Genomic DNA, 21,095 nt, shown 5'->3' with positions numbered 1-21,095 from the left:
CATTCTACCTGGAATCATCTTTTACGCCAAACCACTGATGATACCAGCGCGGCTTTATTTGCTCGCGCAGTCCCTGCATCTGCCAGCGGCCCTGGCTGATACGAATGCGAACCTGCCCCGAGCGTGCGGTATCTGCCCAGCGATAGCCCTGCTCGCGGTAACGCTTTACCACTGCGCGGGCGGGCATACGCCAGGCGTTATAGCGCGCCACAGAAGCCACCGCCGCTTCGCCCGCTATATGCCGGAGAAACAGAGGCGTAGAGGAGGTCCGGCTGCCGTGGTGCGGCACCTGAAGCAGTGTAGCCTGCAACTGACCCTTTTCCAGCGCTGCCAGTTTGCGTTCCCCCGCCTGCTCCAGATCGCCAGTCAGCAGCAAACTGACCTGGCCATCATCCACCCGCACCACGCACGAATCATTATTGTGCCCCGCTACCGGCAGTGCTGGCGGCCACAGGGCGGTAAAACGCAGCCGCCCCCACTGCCACTGCTGGCCACGCACACAAGGCAGATGGCCGGGTTCTCCCAGCGCGCTGCGGATCGCCAGCGCCGGGCGGGCACGTAGCAGCGCGTTCAGCCCGCCACGGTGATCGAGATGCCGGTGACTCAGTATGACGCCCTGCAGCGTGCGTCCGGTGTAGTTCAGCCAGGGCAAAATAGTGCGCTCGCCGGCATCGCCCTGCTGCCACGCCGGCCCGGTGTCATACAGTACCACCTCCCTTCCCTGCGTGATCGCAACCGCCAGACCATGACCAATATCGAGAAAATCGATTTGCCAGTCGCTCTGCTGCGCGTCAGTGCGTCCCAGCAGCAGTGCCAGCAGCAGGCTGGCGAAGCGGGCCGACGTACGGGCAATCAGCCCGCTGCGCCACAACAGCAATCCGCCCCAGATTACTATGACAGCGGGCAGCGTCTGATGCAGGCTCAGCCAGCCGGCGGGCAGCCACTGGAGCGCCTGCACCAGATAGTCCACTGAACGATCGGCTAACCACCACAGCGGCTGTGCCGCCTGTTGCAGTGGCACCAGTAGCGCCAGCAGCAGCAGCGGCACCGTAATAAATGAGATAACCGGCACCGCCAGCAGGTTGGCCAGCAGCGCAGTCAGGCTGATGCCCTGAAACAGAAAGATCTGCAGCGGCGCCATCAGAATCATCATGCCGAGCTGCAGGTGCAGTAGCTGCAGCGGCAGCCAGCGACGTTGCGTACGATAAAGATATGGCAGGGCAAACCAGCTGAACCAGATAATCAGCATCGCTACCGCCAGGGCAGAGAGCCAGAAGCTCTCCGACAGGACCGCCAGCGGATCAAACAGAAGCAGTGTGCCCACGCACAGCAGCCAGATTTGCCAGGCGCTGAGCTGCCAGCCCGCTGCGCGTATAGCGCTCCAGAGCGTCAGCGCGAGCATGGCCCGCTGCGCGGGCGCATGGCTGCCGGCGATCCAGCAGTAGAGAGCAGCGGTCAGCCAGCTGACGATCAGCGGAAATCGCCAGCTGATATAGCGGGCAGGTAACGCAAACTGTATCGCACGCGCCAGCAGCCAGCCACCAGTGGCCGCCAGCGCAATATGCATTCCGGAAATGGCCATCAGGTGCGCGGTGCCGGTATCGCGCAGAAGCTGTCGCAGCGGCGCCAGCATCTGCGATCGATCGCCAAAAGCCAGCGCCTGCAGAATTGCCGGCTGCTTAAGCTCCGCGAGCGCGGCCTGATAGCGAGCCACCAGGGTTGCCCGCAGGCTGCAGCGTTCTGACATCTGCTGCTGATGCATGATACGCCCCTGCAGCGGCATATGATTTGCAACCCGCACGCGCTGCAGATCGTATCCGCCTTCATTCAGGCGACCATGTACTGCCCGCAGCCGCAGCCGCATGTGCCAGCGCTGCCCTGCGCACCAGTTTTCTGTGTTACTCACATTACTGATTTGTACAAACAGCGGCGGAAACTGCAGCCGCCCGTCAACGCGGATCAGCCTGACCAGCAGCAGGTTTTGCCGGGTGTCGACCGCGCTGACGCTGACCGTGGCGTCAACCGGCCGTCGGGTGAGCAGCTCCATCGCATTCAGCAGGCTGCGCGCTTCACCCTGTGCCCAGCACGCCACCAGCAGCGTTATCCCTGCCAGCACGGCAGCTTTGTGTGACCGATGCAGTAAAAAAATAGCGATGAGAGTCAGTACGGCCAGCGTGGTGCCGGATGGGATCTGCGGCAGCAGCAGCAGAGGCAGGGTGGCAAGAATGGCGATCCCTGCGCCGGTGGTCCATGTAATGTGCATATTTCTCTCCATCAGACAGCGCCATTGTGCGGCAGTCAGTGAGAGAAAAAAGCTTATGTCAGATAGATTTGCGTCAGCGCGCCGGTACTTTTTCAGGTGCAGTGATAGGCATTACAGCGCGGCGGGATCGCGCTCGCAAATCACAGAGTGGCAGCAAAAAAAAACGACACCCGGAGGTGTCGCTTTATGGTTCGGTAACGGCTTAGCCGTAGATATTTGCACGGTCACGCAGTTCTTTGCCTGGTTTAAAGTGGGGAACGTATTTACCTTCCAGTTCCACTTTGTCACCCGTTTTCGGGTTACGACCAGTGCGCGGTGCGCGGTAGTGCAAAGAAAAGCTGCCGAATCCCCGGATTTCGATGCGCTCACCCTGTGCCAGCGTAGTGGCCATGTGCTCGAGCATCTCTTTGACCGCATCCTCAACGACTTTCGCCGGAATATGAGTATGCTGGCCAGCAAGTCTTTCAATCAGTTCTGACTTGGTCATGAATCCTCCGGTTAATCCCTGTTTGGAAAGGTATGACAGCTTTTACCGAAACCGGACGATATGACTATCGTCCGGTGCTTCGGGTCGATTACTCGCCTTTAGCCGCTTTGAACGCTTCAGCCATTGCGTTAGAGAAGTTGCTCTCATCCTGTTTAGTGTTAACAGTGTTGATAGCTTCTTTCTCGTCAGCCTGGTCTTTTGCACGTACAGACAGGCTCACAACGCGGTTCTTACGGTCAACGCCGGTGAATTTAGCTTCAACGTCGTCGCCTACGCTCAGAACCTGAGTCGCGTCTTCGATGCGATCCAGTGAAGCTTCAGAAGCGCGCAGGTAACCCTCTACGCCATCAGCTAATTCTACTGTAGCACCTTTCGCGTCAACTGCAGTGACTTTACCCGTCACGATAGCGCCTTTCTTGTTCAGGGTGATGTAGTTGTTGAATGGATCTTCAGCCAACTGCTTCACGCCCAGAGAGATGCGCTCGCGCTCTGCATCAACCTGCAGTACAACGGCAGCGATTTCGTCGCCTTTCTTGTACTCGCGTACGGCTTCTTCGCCGGTTGCGTTCCAGGAGATGTCAGACAGGTGAACCAGACCGTCGATGCCACCGTCCAGGCCGATGAAGATACCGAAGTCAGTGATTGACTTGATTTTACCTTCAACGCGATCGCCTTTGTTGTGGGTCTCTGCGAACTGCTGCCATGGGTTAGATTTGCACTGCTTCAGACCCAGGGAGATACGACGACGCTCTTCGTCGATGTCCAGAACCATAACTTCAACAACATCGCCCACGTTAACAACTTTAGATGGGTGAATGTTCTTGTTGGTCCAGTCCATTTCAGAAACGTGTACCAGACCTTCAACGCCCTCTTCGATTTCTACGAAGCAGCCGTAATCAGTCAGGTTGGTTACACGACCGGTCAGGCGGGTGCCTTCCGGATAGCGCTTAGCGATAGCAACCCATGGATCTTCGCCCAGCTGTTTCAGGCCCAGAGATACGCGGGTACGCTCGCGGTCGAACTTCAGCACTTTAACAGTGATTTCGTCGCCCACGTTGACAATTTCGCTTGGATGCTTAACGCGTTTCCATGCCATGTCGGTGATGTGCAGCAGGCCGTCAACGCCGCCCAGGTCAACGAATGCGCCGTAGTCAGTGAGGTTCTTAACGATACCTTTGACTTCCATGCCTTCCTGCAGGTTTTCCAGCAGCTGATCGCGCTCAGCGCTGTTTTCAGATTCGATAACGGCACGACGTGAAACCACGACGTTGTTACGTTTCTGATCAAGCTTGATTACTTTGAATTCAAGCTCTTTGCCTTCCAGATGCAGAGTATCGCGAACCGGACGCACGTCAACCAGTGAACCTGGCAGGAACGCACGAATACCGTTCAGCTCAACTGTGAAGCCACCTTTAACTTTGCCGTTGATAACACCGGTAACAGTTTCAGCGTCTTCGTAAGCTTTTTCCAGCGTGATCCAAGCTTCATGACGTTTAGCTTTCTCACGGGACAGCAGGGTTTCACCGAAGCCGTCTTCTACTGCGTCCAGAGCAACGTCAACTTCGTCGCCCACCTGGATTTCCAGTTCGCCAGCTGCGTTCTTGAACTGCTCTGCAGGAATTGCAGATTCAGATTTCAGACCCGCATCAACCAGCACGACGTCTTTGTCGATAGAGACAACAACGCCACGAACAATGGAACCCGGACGGGTTTCGATTTCTTTCAGGGACTCTTCAAAGAGTTGAGCAAAAGATTCAGTCATATTGATAATCTTAGGATTCTTCAATTTAACGTCCACCTGACGTCACTGTCGGATGGGGTTGTTTCACATGCCCTGCACCGGTTCCGTGGTACAGGGTTACAGGGTTACAGCAATTCTGTCACCGAAAGATTATACACCCAGTTTCTGCCGGGCGTAATCAAGCGCCTGCTCAATCACCTGCTCAATCGACATGCTGGTTGAATCCAGCACCAGAGCATCAGCGGCAGGCACTAAAGGGGCGATAGCGCGATTACGATCGCGGTCGTCGCGTTCCTTTATCTCGGATAAAAGGCGCTCAAAGTTAACATCAATGCCGCTTTTCTGCAACTGCAGCATACGTCGCTGAGCACGTTCTTCCGGGCTGGCATCAAGGAAAATCTTCACTGGCGCATCGGGGAATACCACCGTGCCCATATCACGCCCGTCGGCAATCAGGCCAGGTTCTTCACGGAAAGCGCGCTGGCGACGCAGCAGCGCTTCGCGCACGCGCGGAAAGGCTGCAACGCGTGAGGCGGTGTTGCTTACCTCCTGCGTGCGGATCGCGCTGGTCACATCCTCACCTTCCAGCACCACCTGCATCTCGCCGTCAGCCGAAAGAAAACGCACGTCAAGATGAGCGGCAATAGGTACCAGCGCCTCTTCAGATTCAATATCTACCTGGTGATGCAGCGCGGCGAGCGCCAGCACGCGGTAGATCGCGCCAGAATCGAGCAGGTGCCACTGCAATGACTCCGCCATCGCTTTGCATAATGTCCCTTTGCCTGCGCCGCTTGGGCCATCGATAGTAATTACCGGGGCGATTACCGTCATTGTTCTCTCCTGTTACAGCCTGCTTATTAACAGTCTCTTAGACTATCTGAATTGCGCAGTAGTATACGCTGCCTGCGGCCGGTTAGTTACCCCCGCACACCGACAGCGGTGACAGTTTGCGCTTTTTCAGATGAATTTCTGTGCAGAAAGACCAGCGGAGTACAAAGCGATCCGGCGCCAGCGCGCCGGATCGGGCTATCAGGAGGCGTGGCTGACTTTTGCCAGCTGCTGGAAATAGTCCGGAAACGTTTTGGCCGTGCAGCCGGGATCGAGAATTGTTACCGGCGTATCGGACAGCGCGACCAGCGAAAAGCACATCGCCATACGGTGATCGTTATAGGTGCCGATATCCGCATGCCGGAGCTGCGCAGGTGGTGTAATCCGGATAAAATCGTGGCCCTCTTCGACTTCTGCACCCACTTTACGCAGCTCAGTTGCCATCGCCGCCAGCCGATCGGTTTCTTTCACGCGCCAGTTGTAAATATTACGCATCAGCGTTGTGCCCCGCGCAAACAGCGCCGTCGTCGCGATAGTCATCGCAGCATCCGGAATGTGGTTCATATCCATGTCGATGGCGTTCAGTTCGCCACGCGTACAGGCGATATAGTCATCCCCCCACTCGATAACCGCACCCATGCTTTCCAGCACGTCAGCAAAGCGAATATCGCCCTGTACGCTGTTGCGGCCAATGCCGGTAACCCGAACGGTGCCGCCACGAATGGCTGCTGCGGCGAGAAAATAGGAGGCTGAAGAGGCGTCACCCTCCACCAGATAATCGCCCGGTGACTGGTACTGCTGCTGGCCTTTCACAATAAAGCGCTGATAATTCTGGTTTTCAACCTCTACGCCAAAGCAGCGCATCAGATGCAGCGTGATATCAATATACGGTTTAGAGACCAGCTCGCCTTTGATCGTGATACAGGTATCCTGCTGCGCCAGCGGTGCCGTCATCAGCAGCGCAGTCAGGAACTGGCTGGAGACGCTGCCGTCTACGCTGACGTCGCCGCCACTGAATCCACCGTTCAGGCGCAGCGGTGGGTAATCACTCTGTTCCAGATAATCAATTCTGGCACCGCCCTGACGTAGCGCATCGACCAGGTGACCGATAGGACGCTCTTTCATGCGCGGCTCACCGGTTAATACCACGTCGTGATCGCCCAGGCAGAGTGCAGCAGCCAGTGGACGCATAGCGGTACCCGCGTTGCCGAGAAACAGCTCCAGCGGCTGTTGCGCATGAAGGGCGCCACCGTTGCCTGTGACTTCGCATACGGTGCGGTCAGGAGAAAGCGTGTAGCTGACGCCCAGCGCCTGCAGCGCAGTAAGCATGTGCTTTACATCATCGCTATCCAGCAGGTTAGTCAGACGCGTTGTGCCGTTAGCCAGCGCGGCCAGCAGCAGTGCACGGTTTGAAACGCTTTTTGAACCCGGCAGGTTGACCGTGCCGTCGATGCGGGCAATCGGTTGAAGAGTGAGGGAGTCCTGCATGTGAAACGAAATCTCCAAAAATACGAAACCCCGTCTGGTGACGGGGCCTGATACCAGACAAGCTGGCGTGAAACACAGATTAGCCGTGGCGACGCTCGAACTCTGTCATAAATTCAGTCAGCGCCTTAACGCCTTCCAGCGGCATGGCATTGTAGATAGACGCGCGCATACCGCCTACGACACGATGGCCCTTCAGCGCATGCAGGCCTGCTTTCAGCGACTCTTCCAGGAACAGTGCATCAAGTGAGGCATCCGCCAGCTGGAACGGCACATTCATACGCGAGCGGTTTGCGCTGGCAACCTCATTACGATAAAAACTGCTGTTATCAATGGTGCCATAGAGCAGTTCAGCCTTTGCCTGATTCAGCTTATCCATCTCACCAATACCGCCCTGCTCCTTCAGCCATTTAAAGACCAGACCAGAAAGATACCAGGCGAAGGTGGGCGGCGTGTTAAACATTGAGTCGTTTTCTGCCAGCACGCTGTAGTCAAGAATGGAAGGAACATGGCGCTGTGCTTTGCCCAGTAGATCCTCACGTACCACCACCAGCGTCAGTCCTGCCGGACCAATATTTTTCTGCGCACCGGCATAAATTACGCCATAGCGGCTGACATCGATCGGCCGGGAAAGAATGGTAGAAGAGAGATCGGCAACCACAATTTTGTCGCCAAAATCGGGCTCTTCATCAATCGCCAGACCATCAATGGTTTCGTTAGGGCAGAAATGCACGTAAGCAGCACTGTCGCTCAGCTGCCAGTCGCGCATCGGCAGCAGCGCGCGCTTGCCGTCCAGCGTGGTTTTGATGTCGATCGCGTTTGGCGTGCAATATTTTTCTGCTTCTTTAATTGCACTGTGTGCCCAGTAGCCGCCATCGATATAATCAGCAGTGGTCGCTTCACCCAGCAGGTTACCCGGGACAGCCGCAAACTGCGCGCGGGCGCCACCGTGACAGAATAAAACTTTGTAGTTGGCCGGGATTTTAAGCAGATCGCGAAAATCCTGTTCCGCCGCTTCCGCCACGGCCATAAACTCTTTACTGCGGTGGCTAATCTCCATCACTGACGTACCTAAACCATGCCAGTTGGTCAGCTCCTGCTCTGCGCGACGAAGTACTTCCACCGGCAGCATTGCCGGGCCGGAGCTAAAATTGTAAACCTGCGTCATGTCCCCTCACCACTCTCAGCTTGAACGGTTATGAATCTCTCCCCCGGTTTTATCATTGCCTCCGGGCGGCTGCAATCATTTATCCGGCCGCGATCACATTTCTGGCGCCCGCTCCGCCGCAGCTTATATTACAAATGTAACGCACTGCGGGATATTGTGAGGCGGGCTGCACCAGGCCTGCGCGGCAGCGGCCCGCTGCTGTCCGTACCGGCGTCATGCAGAGAGAAAATGCCGGCGATGATAGCGCCACTGCGGTAAAACCCGTATTATTGCGCGCTTTACGCCCACCTTATCGACTTGAGAGAGCGCCACTATGACGCAAACGTTTATTCCAGGAAAAGATGCTGCGCTGGAAGACTCCATCGCCCGTTTCCAGCAGAAGCTGCAGGATCTGGGTTTTAATATTGAAGAGGCTTCATGGCTGAATCCGGTTCCGCACGTCTGGTCCGTACATATTCGCGATCGCGATTGCCCGCTCTGCTTTACCAATGGCAAGGGCGCGAGTAAAAAAGCGGCGCTGGCTTCCGCGCTGGGTGAATATTTTGAGCGTCTCTCAACCAACTACTTTTTCGCAGACTTCTGGCTGGGCAAATCCATCGCGAATGGCGATTTTGTTCACTATCCCAATGAGAAGTGGTTTCCTCTGCCGGCTGATGAAAGCCTGCCTGAAGGCATTCTTGATGCGCGCCTGCGTAAGTTCTACGATCCGGACGACAGCCTGAGCGCCGCTGATTTAATCGATCTGCAGTCCGGTAATACAGAGCGCGGCATTTGCGGCCTGCCGTTTACGCGCCAGTCCGATCAGCAGACTGTTTATATCCCGATGAACATTATCGGCAACCTCTATGTCTCCAACGGCATGTCCGCAGGCAATACCGCTAATGAAGCGCGCGTACAGGGGCTGTCTGAGGTTTTTGAGCGTCATATTAAAAACCGTATTATCGCTGAATCTATCAGCCTGCCGGAAATTCCGGCTGAGGTGATGCAGCGTTATCCTGATGTCATTGAAGCTATCGGACGCCTGGAAGCAGAAGGCTTTCCTATCTTCGCTTATGACGCCTCTCTGGGTGGCAACTATCCGGTTATCTGCGTGGTGCTGTTCAATCCGGCCAATGGCACCTGCTTCGCCTCATTTGGTGCCCATCCTGACTTTGGCGTGGCGCTGGAGCGTACCGTTACCGAACTTCTGCAGGGTCGGGGTCTCAAGGATCTCGATGTCTTCACGCCACCGACTTTTGACGATGAAGAAGTGGCTGAACATGCCAACCTGGAGACGCACTTTATCGATTCCAGCGGCCTGATCTCCTGGGATATGTTTAAAGATGAGGCAGACTATCCGTTTGTGGACTGGAGCTTTGCCGGTACCACTCAGGAGGAGTTCGCTACGCTGATGGCGATCTTCGCTGCGGAAGATAAAGAAGTCTATATCGCAGATTACGAACATCTGGACGTGTATGCCTGCCGCATTATCGTACCGGGCATGTCTGATATCTATCCGGCTGAAGATCTGCTGCTGGCGAATAACAACATGGGCGCTTCACTGCGCGAAACCCTGCTGGCGCTGCCGGCCAGTGAGTGGCAGCCTGAGGAGTATCTGGCACTCATTGAACAGCTGGATGAAGAGGGTCATGACGACTTTACCCGCGTGCGTGAGCTGCTGGGCCTTGCCACCGGTAAAGATAATGGCTGGTACACGCTGCGTATTGGCGAGCTAAAAGCGATGCTGGCGCTGGCGGGAGGCGATCTCGATCAGGCGCTGATCTGGACGGAGTGGACCATGGAGTTCAACCAGTCTATTTTCAGCGCGGAGCGTGCTAATTACTACCGCTGCCTGCAGACGCTGCTGCTGCTGGCCATGGAAGACGAGCGTGAACCGGTGCAGTATCATCGTGCGTTTGTCCGGATGTATGGTCAGGCGGCAGTTGATGCCGCATCCGCTGCGCTGAGCGGTGAAGCGCCGTTTTATGGTCTGCAGGCCATTGATGAAGATCTCCATGCGCTGCCTGCCCATCAGGCGCTGCTGGCCGCCTATGAAAAACTGCAGGCGGCAAAACGTCGCTACTGGTCCGCTGCATAACCGCCGCGCCAGCGTGGTTTGCTGACTCATCTGAAACCGGTATGGCCAAACGGACATACCGGTTTTTTTAACCGTATGAAATGCTGATTAAAATAATAATGTAAAGTTTAAAATTATTTTTTTATAATATATTCATTAGCTTAAGTGATTTTAACGCTGCATTCCTTCTCCTCTTCCGCTCAAAGATGATCCATATCAATTCCGCTGCTCACCCGCTTTGTTAGCATCTCCTCAGACCTGTTACGGAGAGCGTAAGCGTGAAAGCTGACAACCCCTTTAATGCTTTACTGCCTGCGGCAATGGCTAAAGTTGCTGAAGAAGCGGGTGTCTATAAAGCGACTAAACATCCCCTGACAACCTTTTTCCTGGCCATTACCGCCGGCGTCTTTATCTCAATCGCATTTGTGTTCTATATCACTGCAACCACCGGCAGCGCGCCGCTGCCCTGGGGCATAGCCAGGCTGATCGGGGGCATCTGCTTTTCACTGGGTCTGATGCTGGTAGTGGTATGCGGGGCCGATCTTTTTACCTCAACGGTGCTCATCGTCGTGGCTAAAGCCAGCGGGCGTATCAGCTGGCTGCAGCTGGCCCGTCACTGGCTCAATGTCTACATCGGTAATCTGTGCGGCGCGCTCTTTTTCGTCATGCTGATCTGGCTGGCGGGTGAGCATATGGTTGCCGGGGGTGCCTGGGGTCTTAATCTGCTGCAAACCGCCGATCACAAGATGCATCACAGTTTTATACAGGCCGTTGCGCTGGGTACGCTGGCCAATCTGCTGGTCTGCCTGGCCGTCTGGATGAGCTATTCCGGCCGCAGCCTGACTGACAAGATGATTGCCATGATTCTGCCGGTGGCGATGTTTGTTGGCAGCGGCTTCGAGCACAGCATCGCCAACATGTTTCTGATCCCGATGGCCATCCTGATCCGCGATTTTGCCGCACCGGAATTCTGGCAGATCACCGGCGCCAATGCCGCTCAGTTTCCGGCACTCAATCTCAGCGACTTCGTTTTCAACAATCTGATCCCGGTTACGCTCGGCAATATTCTTGGCGGTGGTGTGCTGGTTGGATTGACTTACTGGGTTATTTATCTGCGCGGCTCCGCGCCGGCAGCGTGATTGCGGCCGGGGGCAGCGATGCGTCCGGCAAGAAAGTCTCCTTACATAAGGCAGGTATATCATGTCCGAACTGAATGAAAAAATGGCAGCAGCCTGGAAAGGATTTAAGGCCGGCGAGTGGAAAACCCGCGTCAACGTACGCGACTTTATCCAGCTGAACTATACGCCGTATGAAGGCGATGAAGCATTTCTCGCGGGTGCCACCCCCGCCACAACGGCACTGTGGAACCGCGTGCTGGAAGGGATCAAAATTGAAAACCGCACGCATGCACCGGTGGACTTTGATACCGATCTGGCTTCAACCATTACCTCGCACGACGCAGGTTATATCGATAAATCTCTGGAAACCATCGTTGGGCTGCAGACTGAAGCACCGCTGAAACGCGCCATTATTCCCTTTGGCGGCATCAAAATGGTGGAAGGCTCTTGTAAGGTCTACGGTCGCGAACTCGATCCGGCGCTGAAAAAAATCTTTACGGATTACCGTAAAACCCATAACCAGGGGGTATTTGATGTCTATACACCCGATATTCTGCGCTGCCGTAAATCAGGCGTCCTGACCGGCCTGCCTGACGCCTACGGCCGTGGTCGTATCATCGGCGATTACCGTCGCGTTGCGCTCTACGGCATTGACTATCTGATGCAGGACAAAGTGGCGCAGTTCACATCGCTGCAGCACGATATGGAAAACGGCGTGGATCTGGAAGCCACTATTCGCCTGCGCGAGGAGATCGCTGAACAGCATCGCGCGCTGGGCCAGATCAAAGCGATGGCGGCAAAATATGGTTGTGATATCTCGCTGCCGGCTACCACCGCACAGGAAGCGGTACAGTGGACCTACTTTGGTTATCTGGCGGCAGTAAAATCGCAAAACGGTGCCGCCATGTCGTTTGGCCGCGTGTCTACTTTCCTCGATATCTATATTGAACGTGATATGCAGGCTGGCAGGCTCACCGAAGAGCAGGCGCAGGAGCTGATTGACCATCTGGTCATGAAGCTGCGCATGGTGCGTTTCCTGCGCACGCCGGAATATGATGAGCTCTTCTCAGGCGACCCTATCTGGGCGACCGAATCACTCGCCGGTATGGGCGTTGACGGACGCACCCTGGTGACCAAAAATACGTTCCGCTTCCTGAATACGCTGTACACCATGGGTCCCTCCCCTGAACCCAACATGACCATTCTCTGGTCCGAGAAGCTGCCGCTCAACTTTAAGAAATATGCGGCTAAAGTCTCCATCGATACCTCGTCGCTGCAGTATGAAAATGACGATCTGATGCGTCCTGACTTTGATAATGACGACTACGCTATCGCCTGCTGCGTCAGCCCAATGATTGTCGGCAAGCAGATGCAGTTCTTTGGCGCACGCGCCAACCTGGCTAAAACGCTGCTGTACGCTATCAATGGCGGGGTTGATGAAAAACTCAAAATGCAGGTCGGACCGAAAGAAGCGCCGATTACTGATGAAGTACTCGACTTTGACACGGTCATGGCGCGTATGGATCACTTTATGGACTGGCTGGCGAAGCAGTATGTCACTGCGCTGAACATTATCCACTTCATGCATGATAAATACAGCTATGAAGCTGCGCTGATGGCGCTGCACGATCGCGACGTTTATCGCACCATGGCGTGTGGTATTGCCGGGTTATCGGTGGCAGCAGACTCCCTCTCCGCCATCAAATATGCACGGGTAAAACCGGTGCGTGATGCGGATGGGCTGGCCACGGACTTTAAGATTGAGGGCGACTATCCGCAATTTGGCAATAACGACCCGCGCGTAGACGATCTGGCCTGCGACCTGGTAGAGCGGTTTATGAAGAAAATTCAGCGGCTGCAGACCTATCGCAATGCCGCGCCGACCCAGTCCGTGCTGACCATTACCTCAAATGTGGTATACGGTAAAAAAACCGGTAATACCCCGGATGGCCGCCGCGCCGGTGCGCCGTTTGGTCCGGGGGCTAACCCGATGCACGGACGCGATCAAAAAGGTGCCGTGGCCTCGCTGACCTCGGTGGCTAAACTGCCGTTTGCCTATGCAAAAGATGGTATCTCCTACACCTTCTCTATCGTGCCCAACGCGCTCGGCAAAAATGATGAGGTACGAAAATCAAACCTGGCGGGCCTGATGGATGGCTATTTCCATCATGAAGCGGCGCTGGAAGGCGGTCAGCATCTGAATGTTAACGTCATGAATCGCGATATGCTGCTGGACGCAATGGCGCATCCGGAAAATTATCCGCAGCTCACCATACGCGTTTCAGGTTATGCGGTACGGTTTAACTCGCTGACCCGGGAGCAGCAGCAGGATGTGATCACCCGGACCTTCACTGCCTCACTCTGATGATAAACAGGGCTCCCTGACAGGAGCCCTGCTTCAGAGTCCGTTTTGCCAGCGTGCTGACGCGGGAACGCTGGCAAAACGGACTTCCCTGCTGAGCACAACAGAGATTGTGCTGCCTGAAACAGGCCAAACCGGAGAACCATCGCTATGTCTGCTGTCGGTCGCATTCACTCTATTGAATCCTGCGGGACCGTTGACGGTCCTGGCATCCGTTTTATCACCTTTTTTCAGGGCTGCCTGATGCGCTGCCTCTACTGCCATAATCGCGATACCTGGGATACTCACGCGGGTAAAACAGCGACGGTTGAAGAGCTGATGCGGGATGTGATCGCCTGTCGCCATTATATGAACGCGTCAGGCGGTGGTGTGACCGCCTCCGGCGGAGAAGCGATCCTGCAGGCTGAATTTGTGCGCGACTGGTTCCGCGCCTGTAAGCAGGCGGGCATTCACACCTGCCTTGATACCAACGGCTTTGTGCGGCGCTACGATCCGGTAATCGATGAGCTGCTGGAGGTCACCGACTTAGTGATGCTCGATCTGAAACAGATTAACGATGAGATCCATGAAATTCTGGTCGGCGTTTCCAATCACCGCACGCTCGATTTTGCCCGCTACCTGCAGAAGAAAAACAAACGCACCTGGATCCGCTACGTGGTTGTGCCGGGCTATTCAGATGATGACGACTCTGCACACCGCCTCGGCAGGTTTACCGCTGACATGCAGAATGTGGAAAAAATAGAGCTGCTTCCCTATCACGAGCTGGGCAAGCATAAATGGGAAGCTATGGGGGAAACGTACCAGCTGGCTGGCGTCAGGCCACCAGCCAGAGAGACGATGGAGCGGATTAAAGCGATTCTGGCAGGCTACGGGCACAGCGTGATGTACTAAAACCCGCGCGCGCGACCTGCTCTCTGATATTTACACCTGTCAGGCGTGCGCCACCGGCGTCGCATGATGATCGGCTTTGCGCAGCAGCATGACCAGATAGACCAGTGCCACCGCAGCAATCATCACAAACAGCAGCTGGTCAGAGTAACGCTGCATCAGCATTGAAGTCATTGCCGGCCCCACCAGGCTGCCCACGGTATAGCTGAACAGCAGCGCCTGATTCATCGCCACCAGCTCATGGTGCGCAACGGTTTCACAGGCCCATGACATGGCAACCGGATAGAGCGTAAAGCCTGCCAGCCCCAGCACAAACAGCGCCGGCGCCATCGCCGTATCGCCCAGCATCGCCACGGCGCCGAGGATCACGACAAACACCTGCACGCGCAGGACCATCAGGCGGCCAAAGCGATCGGCCAGACGCCCGACGGGCCACTGTCCGATAATACCGGAACTCACCAGCAGCGCCATCCAGTAGCCTACTGAGGCGTCACTCATACCGCGATGCGACAGATAGAGCGGCATCAGTCCATAGAGCGAGCCCAGCACAATGCCGGATATGATGCAGCCATTGATGCCCAGACGTGAACTGCGGCGGCGCAGCATGCTCCAGATACGCGTAGTGGACGCCTCTTCGCTCTCTCCGGCCGTGCTCACCTGCACAAAAAGCAATGGCAGCATAGCGCAGACAATCAGTGCCGTGACCCAGGGGATCACGTGCAGCAGTTCAGTGGACACGCTGCTGACCAGCAGCTGCCCGGCTACCGTACCGAGATAATAGACAATCATATAGGCAGCCAGCAGCTGACCGCGGTTACGCACCGTACCGCTGCAGAGCAGAGCGCTTTCAACCACTACCCAGATCAGCGCGCAGCCCACGCCGGCGCTGAAGCGCAGCAGCGTCCAGCTGGAGAAGCCTTCCAGCAGCACCATTCCCATTGTCGCCAGGGCAAACAGCACGCTGGCGAAATAGAAGCAGCGATTAAAGCCGTAGCGCGCAATCAGCCAGCCAGCCAGCAGCGTGCCTGCCAGATTACCGGTGTAATAGGCGGAACTCGCCATCCCTACCTGCCAGGTAGGCAGCTGCTCATGGGCAAGCCAGAGCGGCACCAGCGTATTAAGCACAGCGATAGAAACCGTCATCAGCATTAAGCCGCAGAGCAGCAGCAGGACGGGGCGCGACCAGGTAAGCATAAGGATAAAACCAATGGAAAGAAGCGAGAATTGCGCGCAGTTTGCCACTGGAAAATGGAAAGTCAACGAACAGAAAAACAGCACCGCACAATTTGCTGCTGAACAATTTATTTTTTTTATCTTCAGGAGGTTAGAAGCATCATCGCCAGAGCGGAATTAAAATCTATCGCTATGAATTTACAGATTTTTAGCGCTTAACCGCTGCTTCTCTTCGATAACGTTTATTTGTGATAGCTTTGCCGCAAAATCGGATTGCTGCGCACGGCATCGCCCATAAAAAAACCCGGCCAGAGCCGGGTTCTTTTAATTAGCGGACAATCAGCCGATATACTCCAGACCGCCCATATAAGGACGCAGTACGTCCGGTACGGCAATGCGGCCATCTGCCTGCTGATAGTTTTCCAGAACCGCGACCAGCGTACGCCCCACCGCCAGACCCGATCCGTTCAGCGTGTGCAGCAGACGCGGCTTTTTATCGCTCTTGCTGCGGCAGCGTGCCTGCATACGACGCGCCTGGAAATCCCACATGTTGGAGCAGGAAGAGATTTCACGATAGGTATCCTGCGCCGGCAGCCAGACTTCGAGATCGTAGGTTTTAACCGCGCCAAAGCCCATATCGCCGGTGCAGAGCAGCACTTTACGGTATGGCAGATTAAGCAGCTGCAGCACTTTCTCCGCATGACCGGTCAGCGCTTCCAGCGCATCCATAGAGGTTTCTGGCGCCACGATCTGCACCATTTCCACTTTATCAAACTGGTGCATACGGATCAGCCCGCGCGTGTCGCGGCCGTATGAACCCGCTTCAGAGCGGAAACAGGGCGTGTGCGCGGTCAGCCTGATCGGCAAACTCTCTTCTTCAACGATTTCATCACGCACCAGGTTGGTCAGCGGCACTTCCGCGGTAGGGATCAGCGCATAGTTGCTGCTGCCCGCTTCTTCACCCAGCGGTTTGGTGTGAAACAGATCTTCGCCAAATTTTGGCAGCTGCCCGGTGCCATACAGCGTATCGTGGTTAACCAGATACGGCACATAGGTTTCCAGGTAGCCATGTTCCTGCGTGTGCAGATCGATCATAAACTGGCTCAGAGCGCGATGCAGACGCGCAATCTGGCCCTGCATGACGATAAAGCGAGAGCCGGTCAGTTTAACAGCGGCGGCAAAATCCAGCCCTTTAACAGATTCACCCAGCTCTACGTGATCTTTTACCGGGAAATCAAACTGGCGCGGCTCACCCCAGCGGCTGATTTCCAGATTCTCACTGTCATCTTTACCCAGAGGAACGTCATCAGCTGGCAGATTGGGCAGCGCCAGCGCAAAATCGCGGATCTCATTTTGCAGCACATCCAGTTCCGCTTTTGCCGCATCCAGACGTTCACCCAGCGTATTCACTTCCTGACGCAGCGGCTCGATATCTTCCCCACGGGCTTTTGCCTGGCCGATGGATTTGGATCGGGCATTACGCTCAGCCTGCAGATTTTCGGTTTCGACCTGCAGTACTTTGCGGCGCTCTTCTAAGGAGCGCAGCGTATCCACATCCAGTTTAAATCCCCGGCGTGCCAGTTTTTCTGCGACTGCGTCTGGCTCGTTACGCAGCAGATTGGGATCGAGCATGCTTATCCTGTGTAATAAAAGGTTGATTGAAAAATGAGGGGTTGCATCCCACTGGAATGCAATGAATTCCTTACTCACCTTACCGTAACGCGTTTATCAGCGGTAGCGTTTTATCGGGCTATTTTCATCCTGCTCAGCCAGCCAGGCGAGTTTTTCACCGATCTTTCCTTCCAGTCCGCGCGGCACAGGATGGTAATAGCGGACATCGCGCATTTCCGGCGGGAAAAAGACTTCGCCGGCCGCATAGGCGTTGGGTTCATCATGCGCGTAGCGATAGCTTTTACCCAGCCCCATCTCTTTCATCAGCTTTGTCGGCGCATTACGCAGATGATCCGGCACATCGTAATCAGGATGCTCGCGCGCATCGCGCAGCGCCGCTTTGAAAGCCGTGTACACTGCGTTGCTTTTCGGCGCACATGCCAGATAGACAATCGCCTGTGCAATCGCACGCTCGCCTTCTGCCGGCCCGACGCGCGTAAAGCAGTCCCAGGCTGAAATGGCTACCTGCATGGCGCGCGGATCGGCATTTCCGACATCTTCCGAGGCGATAGCCAGCAGACGCCGTGCGACATAGAGCGGATCCCCGCCGGCGGTAATAATCCGGGCGTACCAGTAGAGCGCCGCGTCGGGCGCAGAGCCGCGCACCGATTTGTGCAGCGCCGAGATGAGATCGTAAAAGCGATCGCCCTGGTTATCAAAGCGCGCCGCACGCTCGCCAGCCACTTCGGTCAGCAGCTGCGGCGTCAGCTCCCGCTTGCCCTGCGCGCTGACATCTGCCATATCTGCCATCATTTCCAGCGTATTCAGCGCACGGCGCGCGTCACCGCTTACCAGTTCGGCAATCATCCGGCGCGTGGCGTCAGGCAGCACGATATCACTGTCACCATAGCCGCGAGTGCTGTCTTCCATCGCCTGCGCCAGCACCTGCTCAATCTCCTCTGTCGTCAGTGATTTGAGCAGATAGACGCGCGCACGCGACAGCAGCGCAGAGTTGAGTTCAAACGAAGGGTTTTCCGTGGTAGCACCGATAAATGTGATGGTGCCATCTTCGATATGTGGCAGAAAGGCATCCTGCTGGCTTTTATTGAAGCGATGGACCTCATCCACAAACAGGATAGTGCGGCGGCCGGCGTGGCGGTTTTGCCGGGCGCGCTCAATCGCCTCACGAATATCTTTTACGCCTGACGTGACCGCTGAGATGCGTTCCACATCAGCATTACCGTAGTGCGCGATGATCTCTGCCAGCGTGGTCTTGCCGGTGCCCGGCGGTCCCCACAGAATCATCGAGTGCAGCTGCCCGGCTTCAATCGCCCGCGGCAGCGGTTTACCAGGGGCCAGCAGATGCTGCTGGCCGATATACTCCTGAAGCGTCGTAGGCCGCATTCTGGCGGCCAGCGGTTTAAACGCATTTGAAGGGGCAAAATCCAGAGAGAGATTACTCAACTCAACCTCACTGACGCTGGTCGTCTACCGTTACCCCTTTTGGTGGCGTAAAGGTAAATTTATCCGGACTGATAGCACCATTTTTCTGGCTCTTCAGCTGGTAGCTGCTGCGCTGGCCATCCTGCTCAACCGCGCTGAACTGATTGATAGTGCCCGATGACGATACGTTGATGGTGAACTGTTTCAGGTTGCCGTCGCTATTTTTTGGCGTCAGCTCAAAGCTGTCACCCTGCTGTTTGATGTTGTACTGCTTCCAGTCGCTGGGCTGATTGCGGGCAATAAGCATAAATGGCGTATTGCTGGTGGCATTCTGCAGCAGGCTCACGCTGGCCTGTTCAACAAACGGATTGTAGAACCACAGGTTTTTACCGTCGGAGACAATAACGCTCTCATCCGGCGCCGTCATGTGCCAGTTAAACAGGCTGGGACGCTTAACCCACAGCTCGCCTTCACCATCCTGCACATTGGCACCGCTGCCGTCGGTGACTTTCTGGCTAAAGCTGGCATGGAAACTGTTTACTTTGTTCAGGCGCTGCTGCAGGTCGCCGGAGGCATCCGCCAGCGCTGATGCTGAAACAAAACCGGCCAGCAGGCCACAGGCAATAACGCGTAATTTCATCTGATTCGATTCCTTATTCACTGTTCCTGATACTCACTGCTATTAAACGTAGTTGCCGTATTGTCTCTTCGACAGAAGAAAAAGCCGAAAGGTCCCAAAGATATGGGGATTGCGCAACAGATAAACAATGGGCCAGTTGTTAACTGGCCCATCAGGAAAGTTGTGCTGTCAGCCGGCGTTACATTTCATGTGGTGGCGGCGAAAGCACCTCGCGGTTACCGTTATGGCCCGGCTCAGAAACAATCCCCTGCGCTTCCATCTGCTCAATGATACGTGCCGCACGGTTATAGCCGATACGGAACTGACGCTGTACACCAGAGATAGAGGCGCGACGTTTCTCAACCACAAAGGAGACGGCCTGATCGAATAGCGGATCGAGCTCTTCATCACCATCCATCCCGCCTGCGCCGCCTTCGCTCTCCTCGCCCGCGGTGATGCTGTCGATATACTGCGGGCGTCCGCGCGCTTTCCAGTCCTGCACGACAGCATGAACTTCCTGATCGCGCACGAATGCGCCATGGACGCGTACCGGCATTGAGGAGTTAGGTGGCATATAGAGCATATCACCCATTCCCAGCAGCGATTCTGCGCCGCCCTGATCGAGGATGGTACGCGAGTCAATCTTACTTGATACCGTAAAAGCGATACGCGTAGGAATGTTGGCTTTAATCAGACCGGTAATCACGTCAACCGACGGACGCTGGGTTGCCAGCACCAGGTGAATACCGGCAGCACGCGCTTTCTGCGCCAGACGCGCTATCAGCTCTTCTACCTTTTTACCCACCGCCATCATCAGGTCGGCAAACTCATCCACCAGCACAACGATATAGGGCAGCTTCTCGAGTACGGGCGGCGTCATGTCCATGCTGTCACCCGGCTTCCAGAACGGATCGGGAATCGGACGGCCCATCGCCGCAGCCTGCTCAATTTTTTCGTTATAACCGGCGAGGTTACGTACGCCCAGCGCAGACATCAGTTTGTAGCGACGCTCCATCTCCACCACGCTCCAGCGCAGTGCGTTAGCAGCGTCTTTCATGTCGGTGACCACCTCGGTAAGCAGGTGCGGGATCCCTTCATAAACTGACAGCTCAAGCATTTTCGGGTCGATCATGATAAAGCGCACCTCTTCCGGGGTCGCTTTATAGAGCATACTGATGATCATGGTGTTAACGCCAACCGACTTACCGGAACCGGTAGTACCGGCAACCAGCAGGTGTGGCATTTTTGCCAGATCGGCGACAACAGGCTGTCCGGAGATATCTTTACCCAGCACCACTGACAAAGGAGAAGGATTATCGCGGAACTTATCGCAATCCAGCACTTCACGCAGATAGACCGTCTGACGATGTTTGTTCGGCAGCTCAAGTCCAACGTAAGGTTTACCGGGGATCACCTCTACCACACGCACTGCCACGGCTGACAGTGAACGCGCCAGATCGCGGGAAAGGTTTGAGATCCTCGCCGCTTTAACGCCCGGCGCCAGATCGAGCTCAAAGCGGGTGATCACCGGACCCGGAGAGATCCCTACCACTTCCGCTTTTACCCGGTAGTCAGCCAGACGCGCTTCTACCAGGCGCGCCGTCTGTTCCAGAGCAAACATATCCACCGGCTCTTCTTCTTCCGGAGGAGCCGTCAGCAGCTCAAGTACCGGAAGCGGCGTGGAAGGTTTTTCCAGCGGTCGTTCATGACGCACCAGGAAAGGGTGAAACAGACTATCCTGCGCCGGTACGGCCGGTGCTGCGGCAGGCTCTGCTGCCGGTGCAGCTGGCTGCTGCCACTCTACGGCTAGTTCGGCTGCCTGCTGCCACTGCGCGGCTGGTGCTGCTGCCGGT

Annotated in this window: 16 protein-coding genes; 5 read left to right on the top strand and 11 right to left on the bottom strand. The window is 55.8% G+C overall.

Going from position 1 to position 21,095, the window contains the following annotated elements; genetic code table 11:
* Positions 1-4: 4 nt before the first annotated feature.
* The 6 genes from B4056_RS05325 to serC all read right to left on the bottom strand — a co-directional run bounded on the left by B4056_RS05325 (position 5) and on the right by serC (position 7,972).
* The gene (locus B4056_RS05325) at positions 5-2,263 is read right to left on the bottom strand and encodes a DNA internalization-related competence protein ComEC/Rec2 (protein ID WP_199560444.1); all 2,259 of its coding nucleotides are present in this window, start codon (positions 2,261-2,263) and stop codon (positions 5-7) included.
* Positions 2,264-2,465: 202 nt separating this feature from the next.
* On the bottom strand, positions 2,466-2,750 hold the full coding sequence (ihfB, locus tag B4056_RS05320; RefSeq protein WP_010618275.1) for an integration host factor subunit beta: 285 nt from the start codon (positions 2,748-2,750) through the stop codon (positions 2,466-2,468).
* 88 nt (positions 2,751-2,838) lie between these two features.
* Entirely contained in the window at positions 2,839-4,512 is a 1,674-nt protein-coding gene (gene rpsA, locus B4056_RS05315; protein ID WP_052246478.1) for a 30S ribosomal protein S1, read from the bottom strand.
* Positions 4,513-4,641: 129 nt separating this feature from the next.
* Positions 4,642-5,322, bottom strand: a complete 681-nt coding sequence (gene cmk / locus B4056_RS05310; protein ID WP_071668700.1) for a (d)CMP kinase — start codon at positions 5,320-5,322, stop codon at positions 4,642-4,644.
* Positions 5,323-5,520: 198 nt separating this feature from the next.
* Complete coding sequence (gene aroA, locus B4056_RS05305; RefSeq protein WP_113655670.1) at positions 5,521-6,807, bottom strand: 3-phosphoshikimate 1-carboxyvinyltransferase; 1,287 nt, start codon at positions 6,805-6,807, stop codon at positions 5,521-5,523.
* A gap of 79 nt (positions 6,808-6,886) precedes the next feature.
* The gene (serC, locus tag B4056_RS05300; protein ID WP_039383552.1) at positions 6,887-7,972 is read right to left on the bottom strand and encodes a 3-phosphoserine/phosphohydroxythreonine transaminase; all 1,086 of its coding nucleotides are present in this window, start codon (positions 7,970-7,972) and stop codon (positions 6,887-6,889) included.
* A 313-nt stretch (positions 7,973-8,285) separates the two neighbouring features.
* Here serC and ycaO point away from each other — a divergent pair, with 313 nt between their 5' ends.
* The 4 genes from ycaO to pflA all read left to right on the top strand — a co-directional run bounded on the left by ycaO (position 8,286) and on the right by pflA (position 14,399).
* Positions 8,286-10,049 (top strand): 30S ribosomal protein S12 methylthiotransferase accessory factor YcaO, encoded by a 1,764-nt coding sequence (gene ycaO, locus B4056_RS05295; RefSeq protein ID WP_094111483.1) that lies wholly within the window; start codon positions 8,286-8,288, stop codon positions 10,047-10,049.
* Between the two features lie 257 nt (positions 10,050-10,306).
* Positions 10,307-11,167, top strand: coding sequence for a formate transporter FocA (gene focA / locus B4056_RS05290; protein WP_094111484.1), 861 nt, complete (start codon positions 10,307-10,309; stop codon positions 11,165-11,167).
* Positions 11,168-11,228: 61 nt separating this feature from the next.
* On the top strand, positions 11,229-13,511 hold the full coding sequence (pflB, locus tag B4056_RS05285; protein ID WP_150034543.1) for a formate C-acetyltransferase: 2,283 nt from the start codon (positions 11,229-11,231) through the stop codon (positions 13,509-13,511).
* Between the two features lie 147 nt (positions 13,512-13,658).
* Positions 13,659-14,399 (top strand): pyruvate formate lyase 1-activating protein, encoded by a 741-nt coding sequence (gene pflA, locus B4056_RS05280; RefSeq protein WP_039383546.1) that lies wholly within the window; start codon positions 13,659-13,661, stop codon positions 14,397-14,399.
* Positions 14,400-14,438: 39 nt separating this feature from the next.
* Here pflA and B4056_RS05275 read toward each other — a convergent pair whose 3' ends face one another.
* Positions 14,439-15,590 (bottom strand): MFS transporter, encoded by a 1,152-nt coding sequence (locus B4056_RS05275; RefSeq protein ID WP_039383545.1) that lies wholly within the window; start codon positions 15,588-15,590, stop codon positions 14,439-14,441.
* Between the two features lie 13 nt (positions 15,591-15,603).
* Between B4056_RS05275 and B4056_RS05270 the strand changes: the two genes are divergently transcribed.
* Positions 15,604-15,750 carry a hypothetical protein gene (locus B4056_RS05270; RefSeq protein ID WP_158530719.1) on the top strand — a complete coding sequence of 49 codons (147 nt, stop codon included), beginning with the start codon at positions 15,604-15,606 and terminating at the stop codon, positions 15,748-15,750.
* Between the two features lie 158 nt (positions 15,751-15,908).
* On the opposite strand, the gene serS is transcribed toward B4056_RS05270, so the two are convergent.
* The 4 genes from serS to B4056_RS05250 form a co-directional block, all read right to left on the bottom strand.
* Positions 15,909-17,201 (bottom strand): serine--tRNA ligase, encoded by a 1,293-nt coding sequence (gene serS / locus B4056_RS05265; protein ID WP_094111486.1) that lies wholly within the window; start codon positions 17,199-17,201, stop codon positions 15,909-15,911.
* A gap of 96 nt (positions 17,202-17,297) precedes the next feature.
* The gene (locus tag B4056_RS05260; protein WP_113655673.1) at positions 17,298-18,644 is read right to left on the bottom strand and encodes a replication-associated recombination protein A; all 1,347 of its coding nucleotides are present in this window, start codon (positions 18,642-18,644) and stop codon (positions 17,298-17,300) included.
* A gap of 7 nt (positions 18,645-18,651) precedes the next feature.
* A complete protein-coding gene (gene lolA / locus B4056_RS05255) occupies positions 18,652-19,263 on the bottom strand; it encodes an outer membrane lipoprotein chaperone LolA (RefSeq protein WP_039383538.1) in 612 nt (203 codons plus the stop codon).
* Between the two features lie 178 nt (positions 19,264-19,441).
* On the bottom strand, positions 19,442-21,095 hold a 1,654-nt coding region (locus B4056_RS05250; RefSeq protein WP_288654035.1), incomplete at its 5' end, for a DNA translocase FtsK.

The sequence above is a fragment of the Pantoea sp. UBA7232 genome, from assembly GCF_002473195.1.
Taxonomy (GTDB): Bacteria; Pseudomonadota; Gammaproteobacteria; order Enterobacterales; family Enterobacteriaceae; genus Pantoea; species Pantoea eucrina.
Note: the sequence above shows the minus strand (reverse complement) of the source record. Positions and strands in the feature narration are given on the sequence as shown.